This window comes from Amycolatopsis sp. lyj-90 (genome assembly GCF_046549035.1).
GTDB lineage: Bacteria > Actinomycetota > Actinomycetes > Mycobacteriales > Pseudonocardiaceae > Amycolatopsis.
Genome location: NZ_JAJPWP010000009.1, coordinates 248,037 through 262,816, shown reverse-complemented (window position 1 = coordinate 262,816; position 14,780 = coordinate 248,037). Strand labels below are relative to the sequence as shown.

At 67.4% G+C, this 14,780-nt stretch carries 7 protein-coding genes and 1 pseudogene; 2 read left to right on the top strand and 6 right to left on the bottom strand.

The annotated features are described in order from the left end of the window. Nucleotides 1-2: 2 nt before the first annotated feature. The 3 genes and pseudogenes from hrcA to ACLJPX_RS32355 form a co-directional block, all read right to left on the bottom strand. Nucleotides 3-1,028: a heat-inducible transcriptional repressor HrcA gene (hrcA, locus tag ACLJPX_RS32365; RefSeq protein WP_101606072.1), complete on the bottom strand. Its 1,026-nt coding sequence runs from the start codon at nt 1,026-1,028 to the stop codon at nt 3-5. A 108-nt stretch (nt 1,029-1,136) separates the two neighbouring features. After that, nucleotides 1,137-1,961 (bottom strand): annotated as a pseudogene (locus ACLJPX_RS32360) (aldo/keto reductase); the annotation flags it as partial. An 83-nt stretch (nt 1,962-2,044) separates the two neighbouring features. After that, the gene (locus ACLJPX_RS32355) at nt 2,045-3,541 is read right to left on the bottom strand and encodes a CoA-acylating methylmalonate-semialdehyde dehydrogenase (RefSeq protein ID WP_410604240.1); all 1,497 of its coding nucleotides are present in this window, start codon (nt 3,539-3,541) and stop codon (nt 2,045-2,047) included. A gap of 143 nt (nt 3,542-3,684) precedes the next feature. On the opposite strand from ACLJPX_RS32355, the gene ACLJPX_RS32350 reads away from it, so the two are divergent. After that, entirely contained in the window at nt 3,685-5,307 is a 1,623-nt protein-coding gene (locus ACLJPX_RS32350; protein WP_410604239.1) for a PucR family transcriptional regulator, read from the top strand. Between the two features lie 59 nt (nt 5,308-5,366). Continuing rightward, nucleotides 5,367-5,732 (top strand): SSI family serine proteinase inhibitor, encoded by a 366-nt coding sequence (locus tag ACLJPX_RS32345; protein ID WP_101606068.1) that lies wholly within the window; start codon nt 5,367-5,369, stop codon nt 5,730-5,732. A 224-nt stretch (nt 5,733-5,956) separates the two neighbouring features. Here ACLJPX_RS32345 and ACLJPX_RS32340 read toward each other — a convergent pair whose 3' ends face one another. The 3 genes from ACLJPX_RS32340 to ACLJPX_RS32330 all read right to left on the bottom strand — a co-directional run bounded on the left by ACLJPX_RS32340 (nt 5,957) and on the right by ACLJPX_RS32330 (nt 14,374). After that, entirely contained in the window at nt 5,957-6,988 is a 1,032-nt protein-coding gene (locus ACLJPX_RS32340) for a hypothetical protein (RefSeq protein WP_410604238.1), read from the bottom strand. A gap of 193 nt (nt 6,989-7,181) precedes the next feature. Further along, a complete protein-coding gene (locus tag ACLJPX_RS32335) occupies nt 7,182-7,799 on the bottom strand; it encodes an imm11 family protein (RefSeq protein ID WP_410604237.1) in 618 nt (205 codons plus the stop codon). Then, nucleotides 7,796-14,374, bottom strand: coding sequence for a polymorphic toxin-type HINT domain-containing protein (locus tag ACLJPX_RS32330; protein ID WP_410604236.1), 6,579 nt, complete (start codon nt 14,372-14,374; stop codon nt 7,796-7,798). The genes ACLJPX_RS32335 and ACLJPX_RS32330 overlap by 4 nt, the downstream gene beginning before the upstream one ends. Nucleotides 14,375-14,780: the final 406 nt, after the last annotated feature.

Below are 14,780 nucleotides of genomic sequence, written 5' to 3'. Positions count from 1 at the left end.
GCTCAGCGGCCGGAGAGGATCTGCCCCACGTAGTTCGCCACCGCGCGCACCGCGGCGATGGTGTTCGGGTAGTCCATCCTGGTCGGACCGACGACGCCCATCCCGCCCAGCAGCAGGTCGTCCATGCCGTAGCCGATGGACACCACCGAGGTGCTGCGCATCTGCTCGTCCTCATTTTCCTCACCGATGCGCACGGTGATCGCACCGGGGTTGCGGGCGGCCGCGAGCAGCTTGAGGACGATGACCTGCTCCTCGAGCGCTTCCAGCACCTGCCGCAGCGATCCGGGGAAGTCCGAGACGTTGCGGGTGAGGTTCGCCGTGCCGCCGAGGACCAGCCGCTCTTCGGGGTGCTCGACCAGCGATTCCACCAGAACCGTACAGACGCGGGTGAGGTTGTCGCGCAGCTCTCCCGGCGACTTCTCGGGCAGTTCGGCGACCGCCGCCGCGGCCTCGGAAAGACGGCGGCCCGCGAGCGCCCCGTTCAGCACCGTGCGCAGCCTGCCGACGTTCTCCTCGGTGATGACGTCCCCGAGGTCGACGGTGCGCTGGTCGACGCGGCCGGAATCGGTGATCAGCACGAGCATCAGCCGGGCCGGGGTGAGCGGGACCACTTCCAGGTGACGGACGGCGGAGTTGGTCATCATCGGGTACTGGATGACCGCGACCTGCCTGGTCAGCTGCGCGAGCAGCCGGACGGACCGGCGCAGGACGTCGTCGACGTCGGTGCCGCTGTCGAGGAAGGCCGTGATGGCCCGGCGTTCGGCCGTGCTCAGTGGTTTGACCTCGGCGATCCGGTCGACGAACAACCGGTACCCCTTGTCGGTGGGGATGCGGCCGGCGCTGGTGTGGGGCTGTGTGATGTAGCCCTCTTCTTCGAGCGCCGCCATGTCGTTGCGCACGGTGGCGCTCGACACCCCGAGGTTGTGCCGGTCGACGATCGCCTTGGACCCGACGGGCTCCTGGTTGGACACGTAGTCGGCGACGATCGCGCGCAGTACTTCGAAACGGCGTTCTTCGGCGTTGGCCATCCGCACCTCCCTCGGCTCGTCCTCACAACGAGTTTACGGAAGGCATAGTGCCCGGGGTGCCGAAGGACGCTTTCCCCGCATGACCCGAGAGGAAAGCGCCTGGTCCCCTCAGCTCACGGCGGCGGAAAGCGCGTCGTACTCGGCGTCGGTCAGCTCGATCTCCGCGGCGGCGACGTTGTCCTCCAGATGCGCGACCGACGACGTCCCCGGGATGGGCAGCACGACCGGCGACCGCTTGAGCAGCCACGCCAGCGCGAGCTGCGACGGAGAGCGGCCGTGTTCCTTCGCCAGTGCGGCGAGGGGGCTGTCGTCGCCCGTGAGCCCGCCGGTGGCCAGCGGGTACCAGGGGATGAAGCCGATGCCGTGTTCGGTGGCGTGGTCGAGCAGGGCCTCTGAGCGGCGGTTGCCGAGGTTGAACAGGTTCTGCACGGACACGATCGGCGCCGTCTTCTGCGCCTCGGCCAGGTCGGAGACGCTGACTTCGGACAGCCCGATGTGCCGGATCTTGCCTTCGTCCCGCAGCTCGGCGAGCACGCCGAGCTGGTCGGCCACCGGCACCTGGGGGTCGATGCGGTGCAACTGCAGCAGGTCGATCCGTTCGACGCCGAGGTGACGGAGGTTCAGCTCGACCTGCTGGCGCAGGTACTCCGGCCTGCCGACGACGGTCCACTGGCCGGGCCCCTGCCGGGTGAAGCCGACCTTGGTCGCGATGACGAGGTCGTCGGCGTACGGGTGGAGCGCCTTCTTGATGAGGTGGTCGGCGACGAACGGGCCGTAGGAGTCGGCGGTGTCGATCAGCGTGACACCGAGTTCGACCGCGCGGCGAAGTACGCGTACGGCCTCTTCGGGGTCCTTCGGGTCACCCCAGACGCCGGGGCCCGTCAGCTGCATCGCCCCGTAACCCAGGCGGAAGACGGGGAGATCACCGCCGAGCGCGTCGGGATGCTATGAAAGGCCCGTTACTTGCAAATTTTGCAAGTAACGGGCCTTTCATAGCGCGCGGGAGCGCGAAAGCGTCAGCTGTTGCGCGGGAACCCGAGGTTCACCCCGCCCTGCGAAGGGTCCGGCCACCGCGAGGTGACGACCTTCGTCCGCGTGAAGAAGTGGAACCCTTCCGGGCCGTAGGCGTGGCTGTCCCCGAACAGCGAGTCCTTCCACCCGCCGAACGAGTAGTAGCCGACCGGCACCGGGATCGGCACGTTCACGCCGACCATCCCGACCTCGACCTCGTTCTGGAACCGCCGCGCGGCCCGCCCGTCGTTGGTGAAGATCGCGGTGCCGTTGCCGTAGGGGTTGGCGTTGATCAGGTCCAGCGCCGCGTCGTACCCGTCGGCCCGCGCGACCGTCAGCACCGGGCCGAAGATCTCGTCGGTGTAGACCGACATCTCCGGCGTGACGTGGTCGAACAGTGTCGGGCCGAGCCAGAAGCCGCCGTCCTCGCCGTCGACCTCGATGCCGCGGCCGTCGACGACGAGGCGGGCGCCCGCCGAGACGCCCGCGTCCACATAGGACTCGACGCGTTCGTGGTGCGCGGCGGTGACCAGTGGCCCCATCTCCGAGGTGGGACGCATGCCGTCGCCGACGCGCAGCCGCGTGATCCGCTCGGCGATCTTCGCGACCAGTTCGTCGCCGACCGGGTCGACCGCGACCACGACCGACACCGCCATGCACCGCTCCCCCGCCGAGCCGAAGCCCGCCGAGACGGCCGCGTCGGCGGCGAGGTCGAGGTCGGCGTCCGGGAGGACGACCATGTGGTTCTTCGCGCCGCCGAGCGCCTGCACGCGTTTCCCGTGCCTGGTCCCGGTTTCGTAGACGTACTTCGCGATCGGCGTCGACCCGACGAACGAGATCGCCTTGACGTCGCGATGTTCCAGCAGGCCGTCGACGGCCACCTTGTCGCCGTGCAGGACGTTCAGGACGCCGTCGGGCAGACCCGCTTCGGCGAACAGTTCCGCGATGAAGGTGGCCGCGGACGGGTCCTTCTCGCTCGGCTTGAGCACGACGGTGTTGCCGCAGGCGAGCGCGTTGGGCACGAACCACAGCGGGACCATCGCCGGGAAGTTGAACGGCGAGATCACGCCGACCACGCCCAGCGGCTGCGAGATCGAATAGACGTCGACGCCGGTGGACGCGTTCTCGCTGAACCCGCCCTTGAGCATTTGCGCCGCGCCACAAGCGAACTCGACGTTCTCGATCGCGCGCGCGACTTCACCTGCCGCGTCGGATTCGACCTTGCCGTGCTCGCTGGTGACGATCTTCGCCAGCTCGTGGCGCCGCGCCGACAGCAGCTCGCGGAAGGCGAACAGCACCCGCGTCCGCCCGGCGAGCGACGTCCCGCGCCAGCCCGGCAGCGCCCGGGTCGCGGCCGCGACGGCGGCGTCGACGTCGTCTTGCGAGGCGAAGGCGACCTTCGCTCGTACCCGTCCGGTGGCCGGATCGAACACGTCACCGGATCGGTCGCTCACGCCCTCGGACGGTTTGCCGTCTATCCAGTGGTTGATGCGGTCGGTCACGGATTCCGCCCTCCTGATCGCCGGTGCCTGCTCCCGGTCGAGTCTGGGTGCGCGCGCCACACCGACGCCATCGGCAACGTGTACGGACTCCCGCCCCCGGCCGTACAGTCTGTCTCTCTGCGTTCCGACCAGGTGGGAGGCCGATGTACCCGACCGTCGCCGAGGTGCTCGCCCTGCCGGTGCTGCGCCAGGGCCGGCCGCATGTGGTGGCGGGCGCGGCGGGGCTGGACGCCCCGGTCCGCTGGGCGCACGTCGCCGAGGTCGCGGACATCGCTCCCCTGCTGCGGGGCGGGGAACTCGTGCTCACCACCGGGGTCGCGCTGCCCGACGACGGCGCCGCGCTCGCCAGGTACGTCGCCGATCTGGCGGGGGTCGGGGTGGCCGGGGTCGTCGTCGAACTGGTCCGACATTGGAGTGACAAGCTGCCGCCCGCGCTGGTCGACGCCGCGGACCGCCACGGCGTGCCGCTGATCACCCTTTCGCGGGAGACGCGGTTCGTGTCGGTCACCGAGGCGGTGAACGGGCTGATCGTGGACGCCCAGGTCGACGAACTCCGCGCCGCGGAACGGGTCCACGAGACCTTCACCGCGCTGACGGTTGCCGGTGCCGAGCCCGGCGAGATCCTGCGCGAGGTCGCGAGGCTCACCGAGCATCCCGTCGTGCTGGAGACGCTGTCGCACGAAGTCCTCGCCTACGACACGGCGGGGACGGATCCCGGCGAGCTGCTGCCCGGCTGGCCGTCGCGATCGCGGCCGGTGCAGGTCGGCGAGCGGACCGGTTTCCACCCGGGCGCGGGCTGGCTGATCACCGTGGTCGGCGCGCGCGGGCACGACTGGGGACGGCTGGTCGTCGTCTGCGGGGATCCGCCGTCGCGGCGGCAGGTCGTGGTCGCCGAACGCGCCGCGTCCGCGCTCGCGGTCCACCGGCTGGTCGCCAAGGACACCGACAGCCTCGAACGCCAGGCGCACCGCGCGATCCTGACCGAACTGCTGGCGAATCCGGTGCCGCCCGCGGAACTGACGGCGCGGGCTTCCGCGCTCGGGGTCCCGCTGACGGGACGGCTGCTGGTCGGGGTCGCCGTGCGGCCCCGGATCACCGCGACCGCCAAGACCGCGCAGTCCACTCCGGTGCTGCTGCGGGAACTCGCCGAGGCGACCGCGCTCGCCGCCCGGCGTGCCAAGGTGTCCGCGCTGGTGGCCACCGACGACACGCTGGTGCGCGCGCTGATCGCGCTCTCGCCGGAAGCGGGGGTCGACGCGGTCCTGCGGCGGCTGGCCACCGACGTCCACGAGGCCCGTTCCAGCGCGCCCGCGGTGGTCGCGGTCGGGACGACGGGCGCCGGGCCCGCCGACGCGCGCCGGACGCTCGTCGAGGCCGCCCAGGTCGCCGCCGCGGCGCTCGCCGAGAACGCCGAGCGGGTGGTCCACCGCCTCGACGACGTCCGGTTGCGCGGCCTGCTGCACCTGCTGGCCGGGGACGAACGGATCACCGCGTTCGCCGCGCGGGAACTCGGCCCACTGCTGGGCCGCGACGCCGCACAGGGCAGCAGACTCGTTCAGGCGTTGAGACATTACTGCGAACACGGTGGCAACAAATCGGCCGCCGCGGCCGCCGCGCACACTTCCCGCACCGCCTACTACCAGCAGCTGGCCCGGATCGAGCAGGTGCTCGGAGTGCGGCTCGAAGACCCGGAATCGATGCTCTCCCTATATGTCGCCCTGCTCGCTCACGACATTCGAGAGGCGAACGACCACACGACCGGGTGAGCAAATCTCACCCAAGCGTGGACCACAGTGATCGGGTCACATCAGCCGATAGTGGAAGTATGGCTTTCTTCGAACCGATCGGCGCCTGCGTCCTCGCGCTGGCCTGCATGGCCCCGGCGCAACCCGCCGAATCCACGTTCCAGCTGACCAGCCACGACGCACGCGGCCGGGTCGGCACCGTCTCGCTCAGCTGCGGCCCCACCGGGGGCTCACACCCCGGCCGCGGCGGCGCCTGCGCCAAACTGTCCGAAGTGGACGGAAAGTTCGACAGGCTACGCGCGGAACCGCGTTCCTGCACCTTGGAGTACAACCCGGTGGACGTCTCCGCGGTCGGCAAGTGGCGCGGCGAACCGGTCACCTACCGCACCTCGTACGCCAACCGCTGCGTCGCCGACACCGAGTCGGCAGGCGTCTTCACCTTCTGACTCGTGACCCCGTTGTCGCAAGTCCGTGAAGGCCTTTAGTCCGGGCGGTGTCCACATGCCGAGCGGCCCGGCGTGGTGATCGGTGACTGATTCCGGAGTCACGCTGGTCTCGGACGTTGATCAACGGAGGATCAGGGAAGCTCAACGTCCCGATCCTCCGTTGATCACGACGGCCCCTCCCTCGAGTCCCCGGCCTTGACTCTGAGGCTCAAGGGACTCGGCCCTCAGCCAAGAGGCCGGTATTCGACCTCGAGGTGCGGCTCGGCGTCGTTGTGGTGGCGTGTCACCACGAACAGGCGGTCCTGGTCGGCCGACCAGGACAAGCCGCGGGGCTGGACGGTCTCGCCGCTGTCCAGCGAGACGGTCTTGATCGGTGTCACGCCACCCACTTCGTAGATCAGCACGTCATTGCCGTCCGTGGTCAGCGCGCCCGCCGCCAGATGCAGGTCGTCGGGCGAAAGCGATACCGCGACCGGACGTGGCCGGGCGGCGTACGCGCCCCGCCGGGCCAGATCCGCGGAAGCGAACGCCTCCACCCGGTCGCGTCCGCCGGCCGCGCTGTAGAGCGTGGCCCCGTCCGAGGTGATGTCGGTGTCGTACAGCCCGGCGCCGACGACGTCACCCGTGGCACCGGTGCCGAGTTCCCCGCCGGACACGGTATACACCTGGACCATGGACTGGCTCAACGACAACTGCCCGGCGAGCAGCGGGCCGTTCGCCACACCCGACGAGGTCAGCAACGGCGCGCGCTGATAGCGGACGTCTTTCTGGTGATCGCCGGAGACCGGGGTCGCCGCGGCCGGGTCCAGCTTGCCGATCTTGCCCGAGAAAGTGCCGTCGACGCAGCCGTAGCCGAACCAGATCAGGCCACCGGTCCTGGCCAGATGCGTCGGGCAGGTGCCCGCGCCGGTCGGATACCGGGCCGTCTCGGTCAGCGTCGCGGTGTCGATCACCGAGATCGCGTCCCCAGCGGACAGTGCGACGTAGAGCTTGGTGCCGTCGGCACTCAGCACGAGCCCGTCCGCCCCCTGCTGATTCGGGATCGTCCGGCGAACCCTGGCGGAGAAATCCGTCACGACGATGCCGTTGCCGGAGCCACCGCCGGAAACGAACACCCGCTCGTGCGCGTCGTCCACGACGACGTCGCCGAACCCCGGCAACGGCAGCTCCTGTCCCGCCGACGCCACCGGCGCCGCGACGAAGGAAACCGTCATCGCCACCACCGCACCCAACCCCGCCAGCACACTTCGTCTCATCGCCCCTACCTTCCTCGTCTGCCCTCGACGTACCCCAAGCCCCGTCGAAGTGGTCTTTACCCCTGCGTCATGCGAAGTCCATGAGCATGCGCCACGATTTCCGGAGAAATCGCACCGCTCACCGACTTCCAGCTCGCGGTGAAGCACGACGCCGACAGGCCCGTCGCGGCGAAATCTCCCCGTACGGTTCCTGCTAGATCTTGCGATCCACCGGACGGAACTTCGTCGCCAAACGTTCGCCGTAGGTTCCTTCTTCGGAATCCCACACCGCGTTGAAGCGCAGCGCCGAAAGACCGGCGCCTTCGAACTCGTCGACCAGGGCATCGGTGAAGAGCAGCGGCCCACCCGGCTGCTGCGATATCTTGAATGCCCCGAGTCCGTCGACCTCATTCGCTCGAAACACGTACGAGCTGATCTCCCGCACCTTGCCGCTGCCACGGGAATAGCCGACCTCCGACTTCTCCTCGTCCAGCGCGTCCACGACGGTCAGGCAGTTGAACACCGCCACCCGCAGACCGTCACCCTCCAGAGGCAGAAGCTCCCCGTACGGGTCCAGCACCGGCCCAATCTTGTCGACAGCCTCGTCCCGAAGTATCAGCTGGTCCTGTCCCCGCCAGGGAAAATGTGTGTACTGGTCGGTGGACTCGCCACCCCGGTCACCGTCTTTCGTGACCAGTTCCATCTTCACTGGTTCCCAGGACGAGGTCTTTGGCTTCCCGTCGAAGGACAGCCGGTCGAAATCGTCGGAATCGACCGGGTTGATCCAATGAAACCCGCCAGGAGGAGCTATCTGGTATACCCGCACGCTCATTCACCCTTCGCCGGGAAGTAACGGCCACTGTTCAGCGCGTCCTTGATACCCGACAAGATATCGAACACGTCTTCCTTTGCCGCGCCGGCGAGTTTCGCGGTGATGTAGTCGTAGTAGCTCTCCCGGAACGTCTGGTTGTGTGGTGTCCGTGACGAACCCAAGGCTGTCGCCGCCTTCGCGTTGTGCGGCAGGTTGATCCCGTTCGCGGCATCGTTGATACCGATACCGGCGTCGTCGAGTGCCTTACGAGCCGACGCGGCCTTCGGTGAACCGTGCGGAACGATGTGGTGCGATTGCTCGCCGGTCCGGCGGGCGGGTTCGCCGGCGTTCTGCATCGCCCGGTTGAGCTTGCAGCTTTCGCCTGCGTTGTGGACCAGCAGTTCCTCACTGCCGACCGTGACGTAGTAGGTGTGCACATCCTCGACGGTCAGGTTGTGGACCTTCTGCGCTTGCGTCCACGCCCGCGTCGCGATGACGCTGAGACGCTTCCCGTCGTCGGTGCGCACCTGGTCGCCGGGGCGCAGATCCTTGGCGTTGACCCAACGGCCTTGCTGGTCGGCCCAGAACGGGTGCTCGCCCGTGGCGACCACGACGCCGGTCGAGCCGGCGCGGTCTCCGCCATCGGTGTCGACGGTGACCTCGACCAGGTTCTTGCTGCCCTCGCCGACGATGACCGCGGTGACCGGCCGGGCGACGGTGTCGCCGGTTTCCGGATCCGTGGCCAGTACTTGTTCGCCTTCACGGACGTCCTCGATGGGCTTGTGACCTCCGTCGGCCATCACCACCGTGGTGCCCGGAACGAAGCTGTTGCAACCCGCTCCCTTCGACGCTCCGCCACCGGACCCCTTGGAGGCGCTGGTGCCGCCCGCGTTGGCGGCCTGACCGCCGCCCGAGCCGCTGCCCGAGGACTTCTTGCCGGTGGACGCGGTGCCGCCCGCTTTTCCACCGCCGGCGCCGGAGGGCTTGCCGCCGCTGGAGCTTCCGGCCTTGGGGGCCGGTTTGGGGGCGGGTGCGGTCTTGGCGCCGTTGGCGCCGGCGTCGGCGGACTTGCTCGCGGTCTTGGCGGCGGTTTGCCCGGCGTCGGCGGCCTTGACCCCGCCTTGCGCGGCTTCGGCTCCCTTGACCGCGTATTTGCCCGCCTTGACCGCGGTAGCGCCCCAGCCGGCGAACGGGATCGCCGACGCCGCGGACAGTCCCGCGTTGGCCCAGTCGCCCTCGGCCGCGTACCAAGCCGCGTTGGCCAGATCCGCCGCTTCCCCGACCACCGGAATCACTCCGGCGACGTCGAGCGCGGCGTGCCCGATCTCCTTGGCGTTGTCACCCACCCAATCCACCGCGTCGTCGAACCAGCCGTGCCCGTCGATCTCCACCTGCGACAACGGGTTACCCGCGCCGAAGGTGTAGCGGTTGTTCGTCCACGGATCGGTGGTCATGCCGAGATCCGCCAGCGCCCCGTTGTACAGGTCCAGGGTCAGGAACCGGTTCAGGCCAGGGGAATAGTCCCGGAAACCCATGTCGTAGGTCCCGGTGGACTTGTCGTGCCGGGCGGTGTTGAACCGGTAGGAGTTCTCTTCGGCCTTGTCCGGGTTCGCCTGGTCGGGCTTGTCCTCGCCGGAGAACTGCTTCTCGTCGTCCTTGCCGTAGGCGGTGTAGCCGTAGGTGGACTTGGTGTTGCCTTCCGCGTCGGTGACCTGCTCGACGTCGGAGTGCGGGTTGAACCCGTACACCGCGTCCTCTTCGGTCCCGTTGTCCTTGAACTTGATCTGTGCCAGCAACTCGCCGTCGGCACCGTACTGGTAGGCCTTGCGCAGCTTGCCGTTCTCGTCCTCCGTCAGCACCTGGTCGGACAGGCCGAGGTGGTGGTAGGCGGTGGTCTTGTCGTCCACCTTCTTCGTCTGCTGCCGGTCGAGCGGGTCGTAGGTGTAGGTGGTGCTCTTCGGGCCGCGGCCGTCGTCCTTGATGTGTTCGGTCTTGCGGTCGAAGCCGTCGTAGGTGTACTTCTCCAGCTCCTTGCCCGACTGCGTGACCCTGTTCAGCTTGCCGAAGGCGTCATAGTCGTAAACCGCCTTCTGCCCGTCGATCGTCGACGACAGCAGCCTGTTCCGGTCGTAATCGAACGACGTCTTCTTGCCCGAGATCTCCTGCTCCCAGACGTTGCCGTTGTCGTCGTGCTTGTAGCTTTCCTTGCGCTCCCCGTCTGCGCCCTTCTTCGTGACCTCGCGCACCCGGTCCCGCGGGTCGTACACATAGGACGCGTCGGTGTCGATGGTCGCGCCGTGGTTGTCGGCGTTCTGGTTGCGGCCGTTGTCCTTGATCCGGTTGGAATTGGAGTCGTACTCCAGGTTGTGCTCGGCGACGACCGGACCGTTGTTCTTCTTGCGCTCGACCTGGGACCGCAGCAGACCGTCGAGGTAGTAGCCGTACTTGACGACGTTGCCGTTGCTCTTCACCTGTTGGTCGACGTGCCCGCGTTTGGTGTAGCCGAACGTGTTGACCTTGCCGGCATCGCCGTCGTTGCGCTTGTTCGTGGTCTTTTCGACCTGGTCGAGCGCGTTGTAGTCGTACAACGAGGTCCGGCCGTCGACCTTCGCCGACTTGAGGTTGTCGTTCTCGTCGTAGGTGTAGGCGGTACTGTGCTCGACCTTGCCGTTGTTCAGTTCGTCGACGAGATCGGCCAGGTTCATCTCGTCGTACCGGACGCGGTAGGTGTCGACCGGGGTCTCCGCCGAGGAGTCGGTCAGCTCGATCAGGTTGTCGTTGGCGTCGTAGCGGTGACCGAAGGTCTTCTTCTCCGCGTCGACGTCGGCGCTGTTGTCCCGCACCAGCTGGACGGCGTCGGCGGCGACCGAGCCGCTCGCCTTGCCGGACAGCGTCACGTTGCGCATCTGTCCCGCCGACATCGGGTATTTGCCGAGGCTGACCCACTCACCGGCCCTGGTGGTCTGATCCACTTTGCTGGCGGTCGCGCCCTTGTCGTGCTCGACAGTGTAAGTGGCGTCGGTGGCGGTGGCTCGCGGATACCGCACCAAGACCTCATAGGTGCCGTCGGCGGGCACTGGGGCCTTCCAGGTGAACGCCAAATCGGCGTTGCGGCCGTCGACGGCACGGTACTGCGTGCCTTGGAAACCCTTGTCCGATTCTGCCGTCGCCCAGTCGCCGGTGACCTGGGTGCGATCGGGGTTGGCGTTGTCGACCACGACCACGTTGCGGCCGACCGGGACACCTTCGTCGGAACGGGTCTTCAGCTTGCCGTCCGGGAAGTAGCCCCAGGTCTGCACCCGGTTCGCGCCGCCACCGGCACTGGTCAGCGTCCGGTTCGCCTGCTGGCCCGTCGGCGTGTAGTCGAAGGTGGTCTTGATATCCCACTGGTCGACCGATTCACGCAGCCAGCCGTTGTCGTAGTAGCTCAGCTTGGTGACGTTGCGGACCTGCTCGCCGTGCGATGGCGGCGCGGAGGTCTCCTTGACCTTGCCGACCTCGTCGTAGGTGGTGATCGTGCTGACCGGCTTGTCGTGTTCGGCGTCGCCGGCCGCGTAGGGCAGGATCTCCTCACGGGACCGGTTCAACTCGTCGTAGACGGTCTCGGTGACGAAGTCGTTCGCCTCGCCAGTGGTGTCCACCCCACGCGGGTTGATCGTCCTGGTCAGGTTCCCGACCTGGTCGTACTCGTACCGGGTGGTGAAGTACCGCAGGCCGTTGTCGTTGCTGTGCGGGGACCGCACCTCGGTCTGCATGGCCCGTTCGTCGAGGGTGATGAGGGTCTTGTTGCCCTCCTCGTCGATGCTGGCCACGACGTTGCCGTCCCGGTCGTGCTCGGTCGTCACCGAGTTCCCGTTCGCGTCGAACGTCGCCTGGACCTGGTGGTTGAGATCGAAGCGGTACTTCGTGGTGTAGTCGTTCGGATCGGGCGTCTTGTTCTTGCGGGCGTCGGTGTGGGTGACGACGTTGCCCACGTCGTCGTAGGCCGCCGTGATCTGGTTGCCCCGCACATCGGTGGCTCGCACGATCTGGTTCGCCTCGTCGTAGACGAAGGTGTAGCTGAAGTCGCGCGGGTCGTTCGGCGTGAGCACACCCTTGGGCTCGGTCTGCTTGATCAGGTTTCCGGCGGCGTCGTAACCGAAGGTGGTGATCTTCTCCGGCCCGTCAGGGGTGTCCTTCGGCGCGTGGACCGCGACCCGCCGGTCCATCTCGTCATAGGTGGTGCGGCTGACCGCGCCGTTGGCCGCCGTACTGGTCACCACGTTGTCGTTGCGGTCGTAACGCGGGCCGGGGGTGACGATGTAGGAGCCCGCCGCCTGGTCCTTCGGTTCCTTGGTGTCGAGTGGCCGCTTGAAGACGTCGTAGGTGTAGTTGCTGGTCTTGCCGCGCGCGTCGGTGATCGAGCCGACGTTGCCGATCTGGTCGTAGCGATACAGCGTCGCGCAACCCAGCGGATCGGTGATGACCCGCGGGAAACCGTTGGGGTCGTAGTCGCCGTAGACGGTCGTGTGTCCGTTGGCATCGGTCTGGTTTATGAGGTGACCGAAGCCGTCGTAGGAGTAGCGCGCGGTGTAGTCGCTCGCCTGCGGCGTGGCGTTGCCCTTCGGGTCGGTGACCGCGACCAGGTTGGCCCTGTCGTCGTAGACGAAGGTCCACTTGCGACCCTCAGGGGTGGTCTTGTCCGTCAAGTCGGCGACGTGACCGTTCAGGTCGGTGCGATAGCCGAGCTTGGTCGGCGGCCCGCCTGCCCGGTTGGCCTCGGCGTCCTTGATCTCCAGCGGATACCCGGTCTTCTGGTCGTAGACCCAGCTCTGCGTGGCGCCGTTGTTCTCCACCAGCTTGATGACGTTGTTGTCCTCGTCCCAGTGCAGGTGGGTTTTCTCGTTCTTGGCGTTGGCGACCCGCTCGGGACGACCGTAGCCGTCGAGCAGTGTCTTGCTGGTGTGCCCGTTGCCGTCGACGAGCGAGGATTCGATCTTCGACCCGGCGCCGCCGTCGGGATCGAAGTAGTCGAAGCCCATCGCGGCGGAGCGCCGGTCGGTGACCGTACGTACGTTCCACCGGCGTTGCGTGTCGCCGGCTTCGGTGAAGTAGCCGATGCGGGTGCTGTGCCCGTTCGGATCCACGACGGAGGTCAGCTTGACGCTGTTCTCGTCGTAGAAGAAGGTGAACGGCTTCGCGTCCGGGGTTCCGGCTCCGTCGATGACCTCGCCGAGGGCGCCGCGGTCGGTGTAGGTGAACGTCACGACGCGTCCGGAGACGTCGGTGACCGACTTGAGCTTGTCGATGATGAACAGGTTGTCCAGGCCGGTGCCGGTCAGCTTCTTGCCGCCGAGAATGTAGGAAAACGCGTCACCACGTTGGTAATAGTCCAGGGTCAGGGTACGGCGACCGGTCGCGTCGGTGACGTGTTTGAGCACACCGGTGTTGCGGTTGCCCAGCAGTGCGCGCTCATAGGTGAACGACATCGTGTTGCCGTTCTTGTCCACAGTGGATGTGTGATAGCCCTGGGAATCGAAGAAGAACCGGGTCCGCTCGGGCGTGGTGAACACCCAGCGGCGCTCGTCGGCGCCCCCGGGAAGGTACTGGAGGTACAGATGCACGCCTGCCGGGCTGTCGTAGGTCCATTTCGCCGAGTCCGAGGAATTGTTCTTGTTCAGTTCGAAGACGTGGCTGGTGCCGTCGCCGTCCACCAAGGTCACCGTGGTCGGCCAGCCGAGCAGACCGGGCAGCAGTCCGCCGAATTCCAGTGGGGTGCCGAGCCGGTTCAGCGTCGATGAGGTGACCGACCAGCCACTACCGGCATAGGAATCCGAGGTGTCGGCGCTGTTGCTGCTCAACCGCAGAAAACTGGCCAATCCACGACTGGGGTTGGTCAACACGTCGTAATTCCACACCGCGTTGCCCGAGAACTGGTTCACCGATACGGCGCCGCCCGCCCCGGTGGGCACTCCGACGTAGGAGTAGAACTGCTCCAGCCCGAGCTGGTCCGACGTCGGGCGCTCGACGCGGACCGGCTGGTCGAGAGTCGCCACCCCTGCCGTCTCGGAAAGCCACTTACGGGTCGAGGTGTCGTAAACGTCCCAGCGCAGCACAAACTGCTCACGCTCATTGCCGGTATCGGCCAGCGTCGGCGCCTTGACCTTGGCGTCCAGCGCCACGGCGGCGCCGGGGGCGAGGTCGGCCGGCAACGGAGTGTCGAGGCGGTTGCCGGCGGTGGCGTCCTGGCCGTTCGGCAGCTCCCACCGGTACGACAGCACATGTTTTCCCGCCACCAAAGGGAACTTGACCGTATTGGTCACGGTGACCTTCACCGGATACTCGTCACCGGGGATCATCCGCCGTGCCGTGTCCGGCGCCGAGTACGCTCCCGACGCGGCCTGTCCGGCTACGGGCCTGGTCAGTGGCGCCTGCGCCGACGTGGTCTTCGTCTCCGGCGGAGCGGCTGTCCGCGGGCATCGCGGTGACGGAGGCGCGGCGACCCTCGCCGCCGGGCCGGGCGCCGCCGCGACGGCGGGCGCGGGCACCAAGGCCACTCCCGCGAACGCGATCGCCGCCGCGGACAGCATCGAACCGAAACGGACTGGTCTCCCCATGATTCCCAGTTCCTTCCACCTTCGGAATTCGCGCGCGTTGAGCTACCACTCGTTAGCCGACACGAAAACGGCGAAGCGAATTGATTAAGTGTTTTCCCCAGTTGGTGCTCCGCCGCGTCTTGACGACGCACCCCCAGCCCCGACGTGCTCACCGAGAGCACGCCGACAGTCAAGCACCGACAGGCGCAAGCCGGAATAGGCCAAACAGGTGTCAAGGATGGCCGGTTAAGCACCGACAACCGACGGTGTAAGGTATCCAAGGAATTCTCGGCGAATGGCTACTGAGCCCACGCGCAGCACGATAACCATCAATTTCCGGTACGATAATTCCGATTTAGTCGGCTATCGAGCGTGATTTCCGCGAAAACCGTCTCGTGAAGGGCGTTTCCGCGGCGGCGCGTCAACC

Bases quoted from the DNA above. Each gene is read 5' to 3' on its own strand.
- ACLJPX_RS32350 (WP_410604239.1), top strand. From the start codon at position 3,685: ATGTACCCGACCGTCGCCGAGGTGCTCGCCCTGCCGGTGCTGCGCCAG.
- hrcA (WP_101606072.1), bottom strand. From the start codon at position 1,028: ATGGCCAACGCCGAAGAACGCCGTTTCGAAGTACTGCGCGCGATCGTC.
- ACLJPX_RS32330 (WP_410604236.1), bottom strand. From the start codon at position 14,374: ATGGGGAGACCAGTCCGTTTCGGTTCGATGCTGTCCGCGGCGGCGATC.
- ACLJPX_RS32335 (WP_410604237.1), bottom strand. From the start codon at position 7,799: ATGAGCGTGCGGGTATACCAGATAGCTCCTCCTGGCGGGTTTCATTGG.
- ACLJPX_RS32340 (WP_410604238.1), bottom strand. From the start codon at position 6,988: ATGAGACGAAGTGTGCTGGCGGGGTTGGGTGCGGTGGTGGCGATGACG.
- ACLJPX_RS32345 (WP_101606068.1), top strand. From the start codon at position 5,367: ATGGCTTTCTTCGAACCGATCGGCGCCTGCGTCCTCGCGCTGGCCTGC.